Raw genomic sequence first — 20,230 nt, forward strand, 5'->3', positions numbered from 1 at the left:
AAACAAGGAGAATAAATGAAAAGATTAATTGGTAAATTAGGAGTAACATCTGTTATCCTAATTGCAATGAGTATGGGCGCTCACGCCTCGGAGAAAGTTTATAAGTTTAAAATGGCAACTACATGGGGAAAATCTGCAAGTCCTTTAATAGATACAGCTAATAATATGGCTAAAATTGCAGAAGAAATGTCAAACGGTAGAATTCAAATTAGAGTTGATTCATCAAATAAACATAAAGCACCTTTAGGTGTTCTTGATATGGTTAAAGGTGGACAATATGATATGGCTCATACTGCTTCTTATTATTGGAAAGGTAAGGATATAAACACTTTACCATTTACATCAATGCCTTTTGGGCTAACTGCACCTGAACAATATGCATGGTTTTACCACGGTGGTGGATTAGAACTAATGCAAAAAGTTTATTCAAAGCATGGAGTTTTATCATTTCCTGGTGGAAGTACTGGTGTTCAAATGGGAGGTTGGTTTAGAAAAGAAATCAATACTTTAGAAGACTTAAAAGGTCTTAAAATGAGAATTCCTGGATTTGCAGGTGAGATTATGGCAAAACTAGATGTTCAAGTTACAAACCTTGCACCTGGTGAATTGTATACTGCACTTGATAGAAATACAATTGATGCATTAGAATGGGTTGGTCCTGCAATGGATATCAAAATGGGATTCCATAAAATTGCACCTTATTATTATACTGGATGGCATGAACCTGCTTCTGAATTACAGTTTATAATTAATAAGAAGAAATTTAATAAACTACCAAAAGATTTACAACAAATTATGCTTGTTGCAATTAGAGTATCAGCATACGATATGTATATTCAAAATTATGATATGAGTGCTACTGCTTGGGATAAAATGAAAAAAGAACAAGCAAATATTAAAGTAAAAACATTTCCAAAAGTTGTAATGGATGCAATGAAAAAAGCAAATGCTGAACTTAGAACTGAAATGGGAAGCAATAATCCACTATTAAAAGAGATTTTAGATTCACAAGATGCTTATATGAAAAAAGCTAGAGAATGGACTAAAATGTCTGACTACTTATACTTAAAAGATAATATAGACAACTAAAATAAAGAGCTATTTTTAGCTCCTTATTTTATAGCTTAAAATCCATTTGGGTCAAAACCCATATCACTCATATCAAATCCCATATTAGCATCAAAACTTTGCATATTAGGATTAGTATAACCATTTTGTACTGATATATTTTGTAAATTCATAATATCACTTTTTGGATCAATATTTTGTGGACAAACCAAAGTACAAGCACTACATAAAGTACAATCCCAAATTCCATTTGTTTGAATAGAATCGATTATAGTAGTACTATTCATACTCTTTTTATCATTTACATATCTTAATGCTCTTGATAATGCAAAAGGCCCTAGAAAGCTCTTATTTACACTGTAAACTGGACAAGAACTATGACAAGAACTACAAAGAATACAATTACTTTGTACATCTATAAGATTTATATCATTTTGGCTTATTTCTATATCTTTATTTTCTTCAATAAATGCATTTGTATTTTTTAATAAGAATGTTTCATGTGAAACATCTACAACTAAATCACGAATAACTCTTGTATTTAAAATTGGCTCAATTAAATCATTATCATTAATTGTGGTCTTACAAGCGAGTTTTTCAACACCATTAACTCTTATTGCACAAGAACCACAAACACCACTTTTACATCCACATCTATAAGATAATGAATTGTCAATAGTAGTTTTGATTTCTATTAATGCTTGTAAAAGATTTGTATTTTTTACAAGATATTCTTTTTTACCTGAATTTTCATTATCATTCTTATTGAATCTTTTAATATTAATTTTCATATAAACTCTTAAAAAATAAATTGTCTTTATTGTTTTGTAAAAATGAAATACTTAGTTTTTCAAAGTTTTTATCTTCATTTTTATAGTCAGTTCTAAAATGTGAACCTCTACTCTCTTTTCTATTAATAGCAGAATTTACAACAAGATGTGATACATTTAAAATATTTAAAAACTCAATATACTCTACAAGATTTTTATTATATTCTTGTGATTTATCTGATATTCCCATTTTTTCTATTTTTGATTTTAACTCTTCTATATACTTATTTGCTTTATTTAATTTTTCTTCATCTCTAAATAAACCAACATTTTCAAATAAAATATGTGATAGATTTTCTTTTTCTTTATAAAAATCAATAGAATTTTCTTTTGTAAAAAGTGAAGAAATATACTCTTTTTGATTTAAGTACTCATGAGTATTCTTTATATCAAATTCATTCATTTCATTAGATTCTTTTGAAGCATTAAGTCCAGCTACTTTACCAAAAGTTACTATTTCAAGTAAAGAGTTTCCACCTAACCTATTTGCTCCATGAATTCCAGCTTGTGCAACTTCACCACAGGCATAAAGATTCTTTATATTTGTTTTACAATTAATATCAGTATTTATTCCACCCATTGTATAGTGAGCTGATGGATTAATTGGTAAAAGTTCATTTTCAAGTTTTATATTTGAAAACTCTAACGCTAATCTTCTTTCTTGAGGCATAAGTTTATTGATTTTCTCCAAACCTAAATGTCTCAAATCTAAAAAAACTTGTTCATTGTTTTGAATTTTTTCTTGTATTGCGCGAGCTACTTTATCTCTTGATTCAAGTTCATCAATAAACCTATTTTGATTTTGATCTAATAAATAACCGCCCTCTGCTCTTGAACTTTCACTAATTAAAATATTTGTATTTAGCAATGTTGTGGGATGAAATTGTACGAACTCCATATTAGACAAATGTACTCCTGCTTTATACGAAATAGCAATTCCATCTGCTGTATTTGAATATGAGTTTGTAGTATTATTTGAGAAGATTCCACCGTATCCACCACTTGCAATTATTACTGTTTTAGCAATAAACTCTTTTACTATACCACTTTGTATATCTAAGGCTATTATTCCAATACATTTATTATTTTGAATTATTAAACTTAGTAATAAATGTTCATTCTCAAACTTTATATTACACTTTATACATTGATCATAAAGTGTATGAAGAATCTTTAATCCTGTATAATCACTTGAATAACAAGTTCTTATTTTTTTTGTACCACCAAATTTTCTTTGTGCAAATTTATTCTCTTTATCCCTATTAAATGGCACTCCTATACTATCAAGCCATTTAATTGTATCTTTAGCATTTTGGCACATATACTTTATATTCTCTTTATATGCTAAATTTTTTGAAGCTTTATATGTATCATCTATATGCGTATCTATACTATCATTATCATCATAGATAACTGCATTTATCCCACCTTGTGCTTGTACAGTTTGTGAATGTGTTGGATATGTTTTTGATATAACAAGAACATTTGAGCCATTTTCTTTTGCATTTATTGCAGCTGTTAGTCCAGCAGCTCCTGAACCAATAATTAGTACATCAATCATATTAATCCCAAAACTCTTTTAAAGGTTCTTTTTTTTCATCAAGTAAATTTGTATCTAGATTTATCTCTAGTTCTTCAATCTTTTTTAAAGCACTTTCATAATCGTCATCACTATTATTTTGACTATTGTTTTGAGTTTTATTCTCTTCTTTAACTACATCATTATTTATACTTGCAGTATCTTTAGTACTTTTATTTTCACTTTTTAAACTATTTTCTTTTAGTTCTAAGTACTCTGCAATTAACTGTTCATATTTATTAAAATCTAATAACATAAAACTAGGCTTACCATCTCTTAATATAACAGCTTTTTCTATTTGGTCTTTTTGAAGTTTATCAAATATCATTTTACTTTTTCTAATTAACTCTGTAGATGAAAACATTTCATTCGATGTATACTGTAACAAACTCATATTCTAACTCCTATACGTATTGTAGTTTGTATTATATCATACATTTTATTTTTAATAATAAGAAAATTATCTATTAAGTAAATAATTTTTTTAATTTGTTAGATGTATCCTAGATATTAATTTATCTACTACAAAATAGAGTTTTATAAAAAATTATATATTTATTAACTAAATAAAAAAGCAAATATTAATATATAAAAATTTATGTATAAAATTACTAACTAGATTTGAGTTTTATTTTTATGATTGTATTTATATTTTTAACTTGTTTTGTTAAGAATTTTTTTAAAGATTGAGATTTAAATACAAATATTTTTATGTATAAAAGAACATAAAAATATTTGTTTTAATTTATTTTGAGAAGATTTGTTCTGCCCATTCAGTAATTGGCCCTCTAAGAACTTTTTGAAGTCTAATAGCAAATGTATTAACTAATTCATTTTCGTCCTTTGTAGACTTTAATAGAGTTGTTAATGCATTAGTATATTTATTTACATAGAAGTTATCTATTTGTTTATTTGAACCAAGTACTACAACCTTACAAGTATTGTCAATTCTTGATAATACCATTTGCATTGTTTTATTTGACATATTTTGAGCTTCATCAATAATTATAAATGAGTTAGATAGCGTTCTTCCTCTCATTTCCCCTACCCACATAGTTTCAATACCATAATTCGTAATCATATCTTCAATTTTAGCATTAACTTCTGCATCATCAAGTTCTGGGATTTTATCTATATTCTTTTTATTACTTCTTTTCTTATAGTCAGTTCTGATTATATAATCTAAACTATCCATTAATGGGTGATTATATATTCTAAACTTCTCTTCAAATCCTGGTAAGTACCCAATATCTTCACCTTTATCTAAAGACTCAATTGAGTTTCTAATATAAATGATTTTTTGATACTCTTTTCTTCTTACTAATTTTAATGCAGCACTTAATGCAAGAAGTGTTTTACCAGAACCTGCTTTTGCTTCAACAATCAAAACATTGTAAAAATATGATAAAAGTGCATTTGAAAAAAATAGTTGTTCTTTATTAAGGGGCGTTATTATTTGATTTCTTACTTCACCTTCATCTAAAAGTTCAATTCTACTGTTTTTAATATTAGCTAATATTACTTGATCTGAATCTATTACATTAAAACAATAAGAGTAGTTATATGATTTATACTCTTTATCATACTTTATTATGTCTTGATTATTAAGATTTTCAAGCTCATCAAATTCTACATCTATTTCTTTTATAAACTCGTATTTAAAGTCGTCTCTACTAGATCCAGTTAGACATTCAGTTTTTATATCAAGTGAAATAGCTCTTGTTCTTGCCATTATATCTTGAGATAAAAATTCTACATTTTTTTTATAATATGAATTTGCAAAAGTAGCAATTTCTAATATTTTTCTATCATTGATTATATTTAATGATACATTTTTTGTATTGATATTATATTCATCTTTTGAAATAATATCGATTATTGAATTTTGTTCATTGTTAATGATTAATCTAATAATCTTATATGAATCAATAGCAATAGAGTTTTTTATCGTAGAATTTTCTAAGATTCTTGCAAACTCTCTTGCTTGAAAGTTTATTTCATCAAAACCAGATTTTTTACTATCAATTTCATCGAGAACAGTTTCTGGAAGAATAATTAAATTCTTTGCATCATCTGCTAAAGTAAATATATTTTTTGCATCTTCTAATAAGATATTTGTGTCTAAAACATAATATTTTTCAAAATCCATTATTTTTCTCCTTTAACTTGCATAATTTTGTAAGAAATAAATGCAAATAATGCAATTGTTAATAATGTAAATAAAATAGAAAAAGTTTTAGTTATTACATAAGCAACTATTAAAATTGCTAACATTGTTGGTATTTCATTATACATTCTAAAGAATTTACCTGATTTCTTGCAAGTATCATTTTGTAATTGTAATCTATATTTTTCAAGTGAAAAAGAGTATGCAATTAAAAAAACTAGTACAGTTAATTTAGCATGCATCCAACCACCTGTACTAGGTGATAAAATATCTGAATTAAGATATAACATTAAAGCACCACTAATAATTGTTGCCCACATAGCTGGTGCTCCAATATATTTGTATATTTTGTATTCTTGTATTTTAATGATTTCCACAAACTCTTTTTTATCTATATTTTCAACATGATAAACAAATAACCTTGGTAAATAAAATAACATTGCCATCCACGACATAACAGCCATTATATGAAAAGTTAGTATCCAAGTATAATATTCCATTCTTAACCTTTGTATTTAATTTTATTTAGCCATTCATTTAGAGTTTTTTCAAAACCGATATTATTACTCTCATAAAGAGATAAGTTTTTACTTAAGTATTCTTGTTCAACATAACCACCAAAATCATGCGGATATAAGTAGCCTATATGCTGTGAATCCAAGTGTTTAGGGATATCTAGTATTAAACCCTCTTTTACAGTTTGTAGGGCCTTATTTATACCTTTATATGCTGAGTTTGATTTAGGAGATGAAGCTAGATATATAATACATTGACCTAAGATAATTCTAGATTCTGGATAACCTATTTTATTACAAGCACTCATTGTACTTACTGCCAAATTTAAAGCATTAGGATTAGCATTTCCAATATCTTCACTTGCAAATATAACTAATCTTCTTGTAATAAAATCTACACTCTCTCCACCATTTATTAATCTACTTAAATAGTATAAAGCAGCATCAACGTTTGAGCCTCTTATAGATTTTATCATTGCACTTGCTAAATCATAATGAGTATCAGAAGATGATACTCCATCTCCAATAACATTTTCTCTTAACTCTTTTAATAAAGATGTAGTTATATTATTAGATACTTTATATGAAAAATTTAAAAGTGTAAGCATTGCTCTTGCATCACCAGAACTTGAATTTATTAAATACTCTTTAGCATCATCTTCAATAGTTATATCAATATCTTTAAATGCTATATTAAGTATTTTTATCATTTCTGCTTTTGTAAAAGCTTTAAACTCATAAGTAAAAGATCTTGATCTAATAGCACTTGTTAATGTAAAAAATGGATTTTCTGTACTTGCTCCAATTATAATTGCAGAGTAACTTTCCATAATTGGTAATAAAACTTCTTGTTGATTTTTTGATAATCTATGTACTTCATCAATAAATATTAAAGGTTTAATTAAAGCATTTTTATATCTATCAAATACTTTACGTAACTCTTCAATCTTTAAACTTGTTGCATTAAAATAGTAGTAATCTGTATCAATCTCTTTTGCAATAATTTTTGCTAGTGTAGTTTTTCCAGTACCAGGTTTTCCATAGAAAAATAAATGAGGTATATCTTTTTGTTTGATTAGTTTGTAAAGAGCTTTGTCTTTTGAAATTATGTGAGATTGACCAACAAAATTATCTAAATTTGTTGGTCTAAGTTTACTTGCTAAATCAAGCATCTTCATTCATGAAGATTTTTAGATTTTTGTATTCTTCTCTTGTTAGATATCTACTTTTTCCAGTTGGTAAGTTATTTAAAGATATTCCACCAAAATCTAATCTTTTTAAATCTAATACATCAAGTCCAAAGTGAGCAAAGAATCTTCTTAACTCTCTATTTTTACCTTCTGTAATTGCAACTTTGATTTTTGAAAATTTCTCATTATTTGTAAGAATATTATATCCTGAAAATGGTGAGAACTTCATTGATTTAATTTTACTATTTTTAAATGCTCCATCACTTGCATCTTGTAGCTCTAAACCATTTTGCATAGCAGCTTCTACTTGTTTAGTGATTTGACCATTTACTTTAATCTTATAAACTCTTTCTAGTTTAGAATGAGTTAATGCATCAATTACATCAACACTATCAGATAAAAGTAGTAAACCTTCACTAGCATAATCAAGTCTACCAGCTGACATAAAGTGTTTATATTTAGCATCTAAAGTATCATAAATTGTTTTTCTACCTTGAGGATCTTTCTTAGAAACGATTTCACCTTTTGGTTTATTGTAAACAATAACTGTAACAATTTTATCTTTATCTTCTTTTATTCTTGACTTGTTTACATAAACTTCATCATTATTACTAACTTGTGTAGCTAAATTATCAACTACATTTCCATTAACTCTAACTTTACCCTCTTCTATTAATCTATCTGCTTCTCTTCTAGAATATTTACTATTATGAGAGATAAATTTATTAAGTCTTGTTCTTTCTATTGTTTCGTTTTTTTTCATTTTATACCAGCTTCTATTAAATCATGAATGTGTAATACACCAACTAGTTTATCATCTTCATCTGTTACGATTAATAATTGTATTTTATAATCTTCAACAATTTGTAATGCATCACTTGCTAGAAGATCTTTGTTTTTTAGTGTTTTAGGATTTTTACTTGCAATATCTTCAACTTTGCAATCAATTGAAAAGTCTTTATTCATTAAAGCTCTTCTTAAATCACCATCACTTAATAATGCAATTACTTTATCATTTTCATCAATAATAATTACACTTCCAAGTCTTCCTTCGCTCATTGTAACAATTGCATCTTTTAATTGTGTTTCACGTGAAACTATAGGAAGATTCTCTTTTCTTAGTAAGTCATCAACTTTTACAAAAAGTTTTTTACCTAAACTCCCACCAGGATGAAATGATGCAAAGTCTTCTCTTTGGAAATCTCTTTTTTTCATTAAACAAACAGCAAGAGCATCACCCATAGCCATAGTTAATGTTGTTGAAGAAGTTGGTGCAATATCTAAAGGACAAGCTTCTTTATCTACTGAAATATCAATAAATACATCTGCATAAGTTGCTAATGTTGAGTTAGGATTTTTTGCCATTGCAATTAATGGAATATTGAATCTTTTTAAATGAGGAAGAATTTGAACTAATTCTTCACTTTCACCTGAGTAAGAGATACCTAATACAATATCATCTTTTCCAATCATTCCTAAGTCGCCATGCATAGCTTCTGTTGGATGTAAGAAAAATGAACTTGTACCTGTACTTGCTAAAGTTGCAGCAATTTTTGTACCTACAAGACCAGATTTTCCAACACCAGTAATGATTAATTTACCTTTTGAATTTATAATTAAATCTACAGTTTTTTCTACATCAAATGCAACCTTAGTGGCTGCATTTTCTAATTCTTTTGCTTCTGTTAAAAGAACCTCTTTAACTATTTCTTTAAAATTCATTTTTACTTCCTTATTGTACAAATATAGTTGGCACAATCATTGGATATTTTTTATATTTTCTGATACAGTGTTTTCTTACTGCTTTTCTTAATTCATCTTCTATCATTCTAGTATTTTTGAAAATACCTGGTTTTACATTTGCTAAGAAAGTTGTTAATAACTCTTCAATTTCTTTTGCAAAGAATCTGTCTTGTTGATCAGGAACTAAACCAAAAGATGTTACTTTTGGAGATTGTGCTAATGTTCTATCATCTTCGTTAATTTGAGCAACAACCATAACAACACCTTCGTTTGCCATTGTTTGTCTATCCATAACGATATCATCTGAAATTTTATGGTTTAATTGATTATCAATATAAACTTTTCCAGATTTAACTGTTTTAACTTTCTTTAAATATTTTGGTGTAACTTCAATTTGTTCACCAGAATTCATAATGTATAAGTTTCTTTCTAATACACCACATGAAATACCAGTTTGTCCATGTTTTAAGGCATGATTGTATTCACCATGTACTGGCATAAAGAATTTAGGTTTAACTAATCTTAACATTAACTTTTGTTCTTCTTGTGCTGCGTGTCCTGATACATGAATATCTGGATATTCTTGATATGCAACTTTTGCACCAGCTTTTAATAAATGGTTAATAATACCAGATACACTTCCTTCATTTCCAGGAATTGCTTTTGCTGATAATACAATTTGATCAGTTGGTTTAATTTTAATATGTCTATGCTCATGAATTGCCATTCTGTAAAGTGCAGACATTGCTTCACCTTGTGAACCAGTTGTAACAATTAAAACTTCTGAATCATTATATTTATTAACTTCATGTGCATCAATAAAAGAATCTTTTGGGAATTTAACATATCCAAGACCCATTGCTAAGTCTAAGTTTTTTTCCATTGATCTTCCAATTACACATACTTTTCTACCCGTAGCAATTCCTCTATCTATTGCTTGTGCAACTCTATGAATATTTGATGAGAATGTAGACATAATAACTCTACCTTTTGCACCTGCAAAAATTCTATCAAATGTTGGTCCTACAGTTTTTTCAGTTCTTGTAAATCCTGGTGAATGTGAATTAGTTGAATCAGATGTTAATAATAAAACACCTTTCTCCCCATAATAAGCAAGTCTATGTAAATCTGTTGGATATCCATCAATTGGAGTATGATCTATTTTAAAATCACCTGTATGAATCATTGTTCCAGCTTCTGTTGTAATAGCAATTGCTGATGAATCAATAATTGAGTGAGTAACGTGCATCCACTCTACTTCAAATTCACCTATTTTAATAGGAAGTCTTTTTTGAACAGCTCTAAAATATTTTCTATGCTCTCTCATTTTATGTTCATCAAATTTTGAACCAATCATTTCTAATGGTAAAGATGTCCCATAAACTGGAAATTGCATTTCTTTGAATAAATATGGCATTGCACCAATATGATCTTCATGTCCATGAGTAATAATAATAGCTTCGATTTTATGTTTGATTTCTCTAATATATGTGAAATCAGGAATTAAAATATCTACACCATGCATAGTTTCATCAGGGAAGTTCATACCAACATCAACAATAATTGCAGACTTTTCAGTCTCAATAACCATCATGTTTCCACCAATTTCACCTAATCCACCAAGTGGAGTAATTCTAATTTTTGCATTAGTATTTAGATTTAATTTATAGTGAGGGTTTAATCTGTCTTTATGAATTTTTTCATTAATTAAATGAGCTTTTTTTAAGTCACTTACCCAACCATCACCTTTTGAGTATTGAATTGGTTTTGGTTTTCTTTTTTTAAATGCCGCTTTCTTTTCTCCATTTTGTGCTGGTTTATTTTCAGCTTTCTTTGGAGTGTTATCTTCAGTATTTAAACCAGGTTTACTTGTTTCTTTTGTTTCAGCAGTTGTATTAGTAGGTTCATTAGTTACTTTTGTATCAACAACAGTCTCTTCTTTTCTAGTTTCTTCCATCTCTTACCTTTGTATACATTTGGCTATACAAAGATGAACTAACTTCATGAGGTCTAATATTATCACTAATTTCTAACTCTTGATATAAAGAAGATATAAATTCTTTACTTAGTATTGAAGATAAGTTTTTAGATAATTTCTTTCTAGGTTGTACAAAACACGCCTTTAGAAATTTGTTAAAATCTTTATCAATACTTTTGTTCATATCTTTTCTAATGTAAAGTATTGAAGACATAACTTTTGGAGCAGGATCAAAAGATTCAGGAGGTACATCAAACAGTATCCTAGATTCTAATGATATTAATTCACTAATTATTCCTAAAGATGAGAACTCTTTATCCTTTACTTTTGCAGTAAATTTTAAAGCTACTTCCTTTTGAACCATTACGATTATATTCTCACAATTGTCGTCTTCAAACGCTCTTAATATAATATTCGTTGCAATATAATATGGTAAATTTGCTATTAAATCGTATTTACCATCATGTAGACTTTTTTGTCTATCCCAAGCCTCTAAAACATCAGTGTGAATAAGTTTTAGTTTTTTGCTTTCTATTTCTATTGCAAATTTCGACTCTAAGATACCGATTAAATCAGTATCTACTTCATAAGCAGTCATCTCTTTGTACTTGACTATATTTTTGGTCAAATCACCTAATCCAGGCCCAATTTCTACCACGTAGTTACTGTTGTTGGGCATCGATTGGATGATTTTATCCAAAACTGTTGTATCTTTTAAAAAATTTTGTCCGAATTGTTTTTTTGCTTTTACTTTTTCCATAATTGGGATGAGTATATCTGCTTTTAACTTACAATTAGATAAGATATTAACTAATATTAATTAATAATAATTAAGGATTTTATTTGAGTAATTTCGCAAAAAGAATAATTCCATGCTTAGATGTTGATAACGGAAGAGTTGTAAAAGGTATAAATTTTGTAGGTCTTCGAGATGCAGGTGACCCTGTAGAGGTTGCTAAAAGATATAATAATGAAGGTGCTGATGAAATCACATTTTTAGATATTACTGCAAGCCATGAAAATAGAGGAACAATTGTAGATATAGTAAAAGAAGTTGCAAAAGAAGTTTTTATTCCATTAACTGTTGGTGGTGGAATTCGAAAACTTGAAGATATTTATGCTTTATTAAATGTTGGATGTGACAAAGTTTCTATTAATTCATCAGCTGTTACTAACCCTGATTTAATTAACGAAAGTGCTAAAAGATTTGGAAGTCAATGTATTGTTACAGCAATTGATGTTAAAAGAGTTGCAGATGGTTCTTACCATGTTTTTGTAAAAGGTGGAAGAGAAGATACAGGCTTAGATGCACTTGCTTGGGCAAAAGAAGTTTATGATAGAGGTGCTGGTGAAATTTTACTAACATCAATGGATACAGACGGTGCAAAAACTGGTTTTGAATTAAATATTACAGAACAAATCTCATCTCTTGTAGATATTCCTGTTATTGCATCAGGTGGTGCAGGAACAATGGAACATATAAAAGAAGCTTTTGAACATGGTGCTAGTGCTGCACTTGCTGCATCAATTTTTCACTTTAAAGAAATAGATATTATGGATTTAAAAAGATATTTACGAGCAAATAATATTCCAGTAAGGATATAAAAATGAAAAAGATTATTTTAACAGGGCTCCTTTGTTTATTACCAAGTGCCCTATTCTCTTATGAAGTAAGTTTTAATAAGAAGTTTACAACAACAGTTACACCTGATTTATTATCAACATACATAACTATAAGTATTGAGAATATGAATGAAAAATATATTAATGAAAATATTGAAAAATTTAACAATTATATAAAATCAAATAATACTGTAATAAAAAATAATGGTAGTTTTACTTTAAGTCCAAAACATAGATATCATAAAAATAAACAAGAATTTACAGGTTATGTTGGAACTTTAAGATATGAAGTTGAGTCAACACAAGCAAAAGAGTTAAATAAGTTTATGGATAAGTTAATAAAGATGAAAAACAATATTGACTTAAAAAAGATTGAATTAAATATTTCAAATATTTCATGGAAAACAAGTAGAAGTTTATATGAAACTAGTTTAGAAAAATTAAGACTTAGTACTATTTTATGGGTTGAATCATATTCAACATCATTATCAAAAGATCTTAATAAAACATGTACTATTAATAAAATAGATATAAATACAGTTCAAGGTATAAATCTAATGAGACATATGGATAATATCTCACCAGCTGTTAAAAAAAGTTATTTAGATGTAGCACCTGAAAACACACAACAAAATATTACTATAAATCCTACTTTTGTGTTGGAGTGTAAATGATAGTTTGTGCAGGAAGAAATGAAACATTTAAATTTGCTGAAACAATTGGTGTTGGACTAATTGAATCTGCAATTAATTTAACAAGAACATGTCTGTTTAATAAACCTGATTTTATCCTTTTTATAGGAACAGCAGGTTCTTATGGTAATCATAAGATATTTGATATTATTGAATCACGAAGAGCTTCAAATATAGAACTTTCTTTTTTAACAAATAGTTCTTATACTCCATTAGATAATGTATTAGAATCTGATAATAAAATGGTGAAAAATGATACTATTGTTAATTCATCAAATTATATATCAACAAATGAAGAATTAGCTAAAAAATATAATGAATATGGCATTGGAATTGAAAATATGGAGTACTTTTCAGTACTACAAGTAGCACGAGAATTTTCAATCCCAGTTGCTGGAATATTTATTGTAACTAACTATACGAATAAAAATGCTCATGATGATTTTATAAAAAATCATGAAGAAGCAATGAAAAAATTAACTACTTATCTATTAGATAAACAGATTATTAAATAATCAAAATAAAAAGAATTGGAAAAATTATGGCAAAAGCTGGAACACCATCAATATATGACTTTACTTTAGATGAATTAAAAGAGACTTTAAAACCTTCATTTAGAGCTAAACAAGTATATAACTGGTTATACAAAAAATATGTTACATCTTATGATGAGATGTTAAATATACCAAAAGATTTAAAAGAACAATTAATAAATAATTACCCTCTTGATGTAATGTCAATCTTAAAAAAAGAAGTTAGTACTGATGGAAGTATTAAATATTTATTTAAATTAAGAGATGGTTTAACTGTTGAAGCAGTACTTTTATTAATGAAAGATAAAAAAAGAAATGAAGAAGGTGTAATTGTTCGTAGTGAAAAATACACTGTTTGTATTTCATCTCAAGTTGGATGTAAAGTAGGTTGTACTTTCTGTTTAACTGCAAAAGGTGGCTTTGTAAGAAACCTTACAGTTGGTGAATATATTGCACAAATTGTAAATATTAAAAGAGATAATGACATTCCTGCTAATAAATCTGTAAATATAGTTTATATGGGAATGGGTGAACCTTTAGATAACTTCAAAAACTTTACAAAAGCTGTTGAAGTATTTTCAGAAGAAGAAGGTTTATCAATTAATAGAAGAAGACAAACTGTTTCAACATCTGGAATTGCATCTAAAATTGAAAAACTAGGTGAAATTGATTTAGGAATTCAACTTGCAATTTCATTACATGCTGTTGATGATGAATTAAGATCAGAATTAATTCCTATGAATAAAGCATATAATATTGCAACTATTATCGATGCAGTAAAAAAATTCCCAGTTGATACTAGAAAAAAAGTAATGTTTGAATACTTAGTTATTAAAAATAAAAATGACAGTATTGAAGCAGCACAAAAACTATTACAACTATTAAATGGTATTTCTGCAAAAGTAAACCTTATTTTCTTCAATCCATATCCAGGAACTGACTATGAAAGACCAGAAGTGGAAGATATGTTAAAGTTTAAAGATTATCTAAATGATAGAGGTTTAATTTGTACAATAAGAGAATCAAAAGGTATTGATATCTCAGCAGCTTGTGGGCAATTAAAAGAGAAGGATGCAAATGGGTTCGCTTGAGATAGTACTATTAGTATTTATAGCAACAGTTGCAATAGTAGCAGGAATAGGATTTTATATATCTAACAAAAAAGAAGAGGAGAAGTAATAAATGGCAATTACAAGATTTGCACCAAGTCCAACAGGATACCTACATATTGGAGGACTTAGAACTGCACTTTATAGTTATTTATGGGCAAGAAAAACAAACGGTGAATTTAAGTTAAGAATTGAAGATACAGATAATGCTAGAAATAATGAAGATGCTGTTAAAGCTATATTAGAAGCATTTACATGGGTAGGAATGCCAAGTGATTGTGAAATAGAGTACCAATCTAAAAGAGTAGATATTTATAAAAAATATATAAATCAACTTTTAGAAGAAGGTAAAGCATATAAGTGTTATATGAGTAGAGAAGAACTTGATGCGTTAAGAGCTGCACAAGAAGCTGCAAAAGAAAATCCAAGATATGATGGTACTTGGAGACCAGAAGATGGTAAAGTATTACCAGAAATTCCTGCTGATATTGAACCTGTTATTAGAATTAAAGCTCCATTAGAAGGTGCTATTACTTTTGAAGATGGTGTAAAAGGTTCAATGAAATTTGAAGCTAACCAAGTAGATGATTTTGTAATTGCACGTGCAAATGGAATGCCTATTTATAACTTTGTTGTTGCAATTGATGACCATTTAATGGGAATTACTGATGTATTAAGAGGTGATGATCACTTAACTAATACTCCAAAACAAATCGTAATTTATAATGCTTTAGGTTTTGAAGTTCCAAAATTCTACCATATGCCAATGATTAATAATCCTGCTGGGAAAAAACTATCTAAAAGAGATGGTGCTATGGATGTTATGCAATATAAAAGAGATGGATATTTACCTGAAGCACTTTTAAACTTCTTAGTAAGACTTGGTTGGTCAAATGGTGATCAAGAAGTATTCTCAATGGATCAAATGTTAGAATTATTTGATCCTAAAAATATTAATAAATCAGCATCTTCATATAATGCAGAAAAACTTTTATGGTTAAACTCTGAATATATAAAAGCTGTATCAAATGATAGATTAATTGAAGAATTAAAATTCTTTGATTTAGACTTATCAGATTATGCAAAAAGAATGGAAATTCTTGATTTAGGAAAACAAAGAGCTCAGACTTTATTAGAGTTAAAAACAGCTGTTACAACTATTCTTGATGTACCAACGCAATATGAAGCTAAGGGAACTAAGAAATTTGTAAAAGAAGATACTCCTGTATTTTTAAAAGAGTACTTAGAGGTTTTAGAAAAAAACAAAGATGATTTATATTCAGTTGATAATGTAGAAAATATTACAAAACCATTTATTGAAGAAAAAGGGTTAAAATTCCCTCAATTATTCCAACCAATTAGAATTGCCCTAACAGGTGGAACTCAAGCTCCTTCTGTTTATGATATTATCTCTATTTTAGGTTATGAAGAAACAGCAAATAGAATAAATAGCGCACTTGAATTAGGTTTTGGTAAAGAATAAGTCTTTTACTTGATTATTACTTAATAATAAGGCATAATAAACGCACTTATAAAAAAGGATAGACAAGATGAATATTTATGTAGGAAATTTATCATATAGAGTTGATGATAAAGATTTGGCAGAACTTTTTTCAAAGTTTGGATCTGTAAAAAGCGCAAAAGTTATTACTGATAGAGAAACTGGAAGATCAAAAGGTTTCGGATTTATTGAAATGGAAACTTCAATTGCAGGGAATGAAGCAATTGAAGCATTAAATGGTAAAGAATCAGAAGGTAGAACTTTAAGAGTTAATGAAGCAAAACCAAGAGAAGAAAGACCAAGAAGAGAATATTAATCTAAAAAGATTATAAAAATTTTAGGTACCACATGGTACCTAAAATGGTAACTATATTTTTATATTAAAACTTACATCACTTTAACTATTTTAAAACACAAATACATATATTTTGATTTTCAAAAATTATTACTTTTTTAAACTTTAGATTCACATTTTTTGAATATTTTTCATTCATTTATTGTGAATCTATAACTTTTACTTAAATCTACTACACACTAAATTCGTATATTTCCTTGTATAATAAATGTATAAACTAAAATCAAACCCAAAACCTTTATTTAAAAGGAACTATTATGGCAATTGAAAAAATAAATCTTAGTATTTCAGGAATGAGTTGTGTTAATTGTTCAAATGGTATAGAAAAAAACATAAATAAAATAGATGGTGTTTTAAAAGCAAAGGTAAATTTTGCTTCAAATGAAGGTGTATTTGAAATAGATACAAAACTTTATTCAAAAAAGCAATTATCCCAAGATATTCAAAAACTTGGATATAAGGTCATAGAAGATTTTTCAAATGTGCAAAAAGAACAGTTACTTAGTTTTAAGAAATTAAGAAATATGTTTATTGTTTCTATATCTATTACTTTACTTATTTTTGTTTTAGCCTTTTCTAATTTAATTCAAGATGAAATCAGTAAATATATAATGTTTTTTCTTGCTTCAATTGTACAGTTTTACTGTGGAGCTAGTTTTTATAAACTTTCATATAAATCAATTAAAAATAAAAACTATGATATGAATGTATTAGTAGCCTTAGGTACAAGTGCTGCTTATTTTTATTCTACTTTTGTTGTATTTTTTCCTTTTTTATTTCCAGAACACTTAAGATTTATGTACTTTGATGGTGCTGTTGTAATTATAAGTTTTGTTTTATTAGGACGGTACTTAGAAGAAAACTCAAAACAAAAAGCAAGTGGTTTTTTAAAAAAACTTATGACTTTAGCTCCAACTTATGCAAACTTACTTTTAGAAAATAATGAAATAAAAAGTGTATTAACTTCTACTTTAAAAATTTCTGACAAAGTCATAATTAAAGCAGGTGAAAAAATTCCTTCAGATGGAATTATTTTAAAAGGAAATGCAGATATTGATGCTTCAATGATAACAGGTGAATCATTACCGGTGTTTAAAGATGTATCAGATGAAGTACTTCTTGGAACTTTAAATACAAATGGTGTAATTACCGTAAAAGTTACAAAAGAATCTGAAGATACTACACTATCAAAAATAATTGAACTTTTAAAATCAGCTCAAGGTAAACAAATACCAATTAGTAGATTTGCAGATAAAATAGCAAATATTTTTGTTCCAAGTGTTATTATTATTTCAATTGTAACATTTATAGTTTGGGCTTTTTTTGTAGGAGATATTCAAGCTGCAATAATTGCAAGTATTAGTGTTTTGATTATTTCATGTCCTTGCGCATTAGGTCTTGCTACTCCAATTGCGATAGTTAGTTCTGTAAGCCGTGGTGCAAGTGAAGGGATATTAATTAAAAATCCTGAAATTTTAGAGCAAATAAAAGATATAAAATATGCCGTTTTTGATAAAACAGGAACATTAACTAAAGGAGAAATTACAGTATCAAAAACTGATATTTCTAGTTCTTACTTTTCATTGATTTTAGCTATTGAAAGATATAGTGAACACCCTATTTCAAAAGCAATAGTTAATTTTATAGAAGAAAAAGAAATCACTTCTAATTATGAGATTAAAGATATTGAAATTATTGCAGGTAAAGGAATAAAAGCAATTGTAGATAATGATGAAATACTTCTTGGAAATCAAAAATTACTAGATGAACATAAAGTAGAAATTGACTCTTTACATAAAAGTTTTTTTTCAAGTGAATTAGAAAACTCAAATGGCGTAATCTTAGTAGCTATTAATAAAAAATCAATAGGTTCTTTTAGTTTAGAAGATACAATAAAAGATGATGCGAAATCAGTTATAAAAGCTTTAAAAGAACTAAATATCGAAGCTATATTATTAACAGGTGATAATAAAATCACTGCTTCTAAAATAGCAAAAGAGCTAAATATTAATAGAGTATATAGCCAAACATTACCAAGTGAAAAATATGAAATAATTAAAGAGCTACAAAAAGAGCATAAAGTAATGTTTATAGGTGATGGAATAAATGATGCTCCATCTATTAAACAAGCCAATATTGGAATTACACTTAATTCAGGTGCTGATATTTCAAAAGATGCAGGGGATATTATTTTAGTTAATAATAAACTTCAATCTATTATAAAAAGTATTAATTTATCAATAGAAACAATGAAAGTAGTTAAACAAAATTTATTTTGGGCTTTTATTTACAATGCTTTAGGTATTCCAATTGCAGCAGGAGTATTTTATGCATTTTTTAATCTAATGCTAACTCCAATGTATGCAGGTATTGCTATGAGTTTTAGTTCTTTAACCGTTGTATTAAATTCACTTAGACTAAAAATGAAAAAGTTATAATAGAAAGAGAATACTTACTATTCTCTTCTTTATCACTTATTTTTTAAACCACCATGTTGAATCCATAAATTATAAATTTCATCTGTCCAAAATGATTGAAAATATGAAATTGCGGCTTCTTTTTCTTTATTAGTTAATTTATCTCCAAATGCAGGCATTTTACCATCATATTGCTTTCCACCATTTGTTATAATTGACATTAATTGTTCATAAGGATGATGCCATGCATGAGCATCACCATTTAATGGAGGAGCAGGATATGAACCATCAGGTAGAGTTTTTTTCCATAAAATAGTTTTTTCTGCTTTCTCTCCATGACATACGGCACAATTTTTAGTAAAAATTTCTTGGCCTTGTAGTACTTGAGTTTTTGTATACCATCTATTTTCAACAGTAGCTTCTTTTTCAAAGAAGATTAAATAAGAAGCAATTCCTATAAAAGCAAATAGAACAACTATTTTAATGTTTTTCATAGATGCCAGTTGTTCCATTTTTATTCACATATAAAATATTGTATGCTTCTTTAACATCTCCTTGCTCCATACCTGGACTTCCAATTGGCATACCTGGAACTGTAATTCCTAAAATATCAGGTTTTTCGTTTAACATTTTTTTAACAGCTGAATAATCCACATGACCTTCTACAAAGTAACCATCAACAATTGCTGTATGACAAGAAGAAGTTTTACTTGTAAGCCCTACTTTTGATTTTATTTCATTTACATTATTTAGCATTACGGTTTTTACATTAAAACCCTCTTTTTTCATCAAATCAATCCATTTTGTACAGCATCCACAATATGGCGATTTATAAACAACCATCTCTTTGCCTTCAACTGCAAAAATTGAACTTGCAATTAATGCTAATAATAAAAATATTTTTTTCATCTAGATTTCCTCTTTTATTTT

At 27.6% G+C, this 20,230-nt stretch carries 20 protein-coding genes; 8 read left to right on the forward strand and 12 right to left on the reverse strand.

Annotated elements, in window-relative coordinates; translation table 11 throughout:
• Nucleotides 1-15 precede the first annotated feature (15 nt).
• A complete protein-coding gene (locus ACERKK_RS01115; protein WP_373771225.1) occupies nt 16-1,089 on the forward strand; it encodes a TRAP transporter substrate-binding protein in 1,074 nt (357 codons plus the stop codon).
• A gap of 35 nt (nt 1,090-1,124) precedes the next feature.
• On the opposite strand, the gene ACERKK_RS01120 is transcribed toward ACERKK_RS01115, so the two are convergent.
• The 10 genes from ACERKK_RS01120 to rsmA all read right to left on the reverse strand — a co-directional run bounded on the left by ACERKK_RS01120 (nt 1,125) and on the right by rsmA (nt 11,830).
• Entirely contained in the window at nt 1,125-1,859 is a 735-nt protein-coding gene (locus ACERKK_RS01120; RefSeq protein ID WP_373771226.1) for a succinate dehydrogenase/fumarate reductase iron-sulfur subunit, read from the reverse strand.
• Nucleotides 1,849-3,459 (reverse strand): FAD-dependent oxidoreductase, encoded by a 1,611-nt coding sequence (locus tag ACERKK_RS01125; protein WP_373771227.1) that lies wholly within the window; start codon nt 3,457-3,459, stop codon nt 1,849-1,851. The genes ACERKK_RS01120 and ACERKK_RS01125 overlap by 11 nt, the downstream gene beginning before the upstream one ends.
• 1 nt (nt 3,460) lies before the next feature.
• On the reverse strand, nt 3,461-3,871 hold the full coding sequence (locus tag ACERKK_RS01130) for a hypothetical protein (RefSeq protein WP_373771228.1): 411 nt from the start codon (nt 3,869-3,871) through the stop codon (nt 3,461-3,463).
• Nucleotides 3,872-4,222: 351 nt separating this feature from the next.
• On the reverse strand, nt 4,223-5,626 hold the full coding sequence (locus ACERKK_RS01135; protein ID WP_373771229.1) for a PhoH family protein: 1,404 nt from the start codon (nt 5,624-5,626) through the stop codon (nt 4,223-4,225).
• A complete protein-coding gene (gene hemJ, locus ACERKK_RS01140; RefSeq protein ID WP_373771230.1) occupies nt 5,626-6,144 on the reverse strand; it encodes a protoporphyrinogen oxidase HemJ in 519 nt (172 codons plus the stop codon). Before hemJ ends, ACERKK_RS01135 begins: the two co-directional genes overlap by 1 nt.
• A gap of 2 nt (nt 6,145-6,146) precedes the next feature.
• On the reverse strand, nt 6,147-7,331 hold the full coding sequence (locus ACERKK_RS01145; RefSeq protein WP_373771231.1) for a replication-associated recombination protein A: 1,185 nt from the start codon (nt 7,329-7,331) through the stop codon (nt 6,147-6,149).
• Complete coding sequence (locus ACERKK_RS01150; protein WP_373771232.1) at nt 7,324-8,112, reverse strand: pseudouridine synthase; 789 nt, start codon at nt 8,110-8,112, stop codon at nt 7,324-7,326. Before ACERKK_RS01150 ends, ACERKK_RS01145 begins: the two co-directional genes overlap by 8 nt.
• Nucleotides 8,109-9,071, reverse strand: a complete 963-nt coding sequence (locus ACERKK_RS01155) for an SIS domain-containing protein (RefSeq protein WP_373771233.1) — start codon at nt 9,069-9,071, stop codon at nt 8,109-8,111. The genes ACERKK_RS01150 and ACERKK_RS01155 overlap by 4 nt, the downstream gene beginning before the upstream one ends.
• A gap of 10 nt (nt 9,072-9,081) precedes the next feature.
• Complete coding sequence (locus ACERKK_RS01160) at nt 9,082-11,049, reverse strand: ribonuclease J (RefSeq protein ID WP_373771234.1); 1,968 nt, start codon at nt 11,047-11,049, stop codon at nt 9,082-9,084.
• On the reverse strand, nt 11,036-11,830 hold the full coding sequence (gene rsmA / locus ACERKK_RS01165; RefSeq protein ID WP_373771235.1) for a 16S rRNA (adenine(1518)-N(6)/adenine(1519)-N(6))-dimethyltransferase RsmA: 795 nt from the start codon (nt 11,828-11,830) through the stop codon (nt 11,036-11,038). Before rsmA ends, ACERKK_RS01160 begins: the two co-directional genes overlap by 14 nt.
• Nucleotides 11,831-11,913: 83 nt before the next feature.
• Between rsmA and hisF the strand changes: the two genes are divergently transcribed.
• The 7 genes from hisF to ACERKK_RS01200 all read left to right on the forward strand — a co-directional run bounded on the left by hisF (nt 11,914) and on the right by ACERKK_RS01200 (nt 19,321).
• A complete protein-coding gene (hisF, locus tag ACERKK_RS01170; RefSeq protein WP_373771236.1) occupies nt 11,914-12,675 on the forward strand; it encodes an imidazole glycerol phosphate synthase subunit HisF in 762 nt (253 codons plus the stop codon).
• A gap of 2 nt (nt 12,676-12,677) precedes the next feature.
• Entirely contained in the window at nt 12,678-13,367 is a 690-nt protein-coding gene (locus ACERKK_RS01175; RefSeq protein ID WP_373771237.1) for an SIMPL domain-containing protein, read from the forward strand.
• On the forward strand, nt 13,364-13,900 hold the full coding sequence (locus ACERKK_RS01180; RefSeq protein WP_373771238.1) for a purine-nucleoside phosphorylase: 537 nt from the start codon (nt 13,364-13,366) through the stop codon (nt 13,898-13,900). The genes ACERKK_RS01175 and ACERKK_RS01180 overlap by 4 nt, the downstream gene beginning before the upstream one ends.
• Before the next feature lie 26 nt (nt 13,901-13,926).
• Nucleotides 13,927-15,009, forward strand: coding sequence for a 23S rRNA (adenine(2503)-C(2))-methyltransferase RlmN (rlmN, locus tag ACERKK_RS01185; RefSeq protein ID WP_373771239.1), 1,083 nt, complete (start codon nt 13,927-13,929; stop codon nt 15,007-15,009).
• Between the two features lie 91 nt (nt 15,010-15,100).
• A complete protein-coding gene (gene gltX / locus ACERKK_RS01190) occupies nt 15,101-16,510 on the forward strand; it encodes a glutamate--tRNA ligase (RefSeq protein ID WP_373771240.1) in 1,410 nt (469 codons plus the stop codon).
• Nucleotides 16,511-16,577: 67 nt separating this feature from the next.
• Nucleotides 16,578-16,844 carry an RNA recognition motif domain-containing protein gene (locus tag ACERKK_RS01195; protein ID WP_373771241.1) on the forward strand — a complete coding sequence of 89 codons (267 nt, stop codon included), beginning with the start codon at nt 16,578-16,580 and terminating at the stop codon, nt 16,842-16,844.
• Nucleotides 16,845-17,140: 296 nt separating this feature from the next.
• A complete protein-coding gene (locus ACERKK_RS01200) occupies nt 17,141-19,321 on the forward strand; it encodes a heavy metal translocating P-type ATPase (RefSeq protein ID WP_373771242.1) in 2,181 nt (726 codons plus the stop codon).
• Between the two features lie 32 nt (nt 19,322-19,353).
• On the opposite strand, the gene ACERKK_RS01205 is transcribed toward ACERKK_RS01200, so the two are convergent.
• Nucleotides 19,354-19,794, reverse strand: a complete 441-nt coding sequence (locus ACERKK_RS01205) for a cytochrome c (protein WP_373771243.1) — start codon at nt 19,792-19,794, stop codon at nt 19,354-19,356.
• Nucleotides 19,781-20,209, reverse strand: coding sequence for a DUF411 domain-containing protein (locus tag ACERKK_RS01210; protein ID WP_373771244.1), 429 nt, complete (start codon nt 20,207-20,209; stop codon nt 19,781-19,783). Before ACERKK_RS01210 ends, ACERKK_RS01205 begins: the two co-directional genes overlap by 14 nt.
• Between the last annotated feature and the right edge of the window lie 21 nt (nt 20,210-20,230).

The sequence above is a fragment of the Poseidonibacter sp. genome (genome assembly GCF_041821165.1).
In the GTDB taxonomy this organism is placed as follows: domain Bacteria; phylum Campylobacterota; class Campylobacteria; order Campylobacterales; family Arcobacteraceae; genus Poseidonibacter.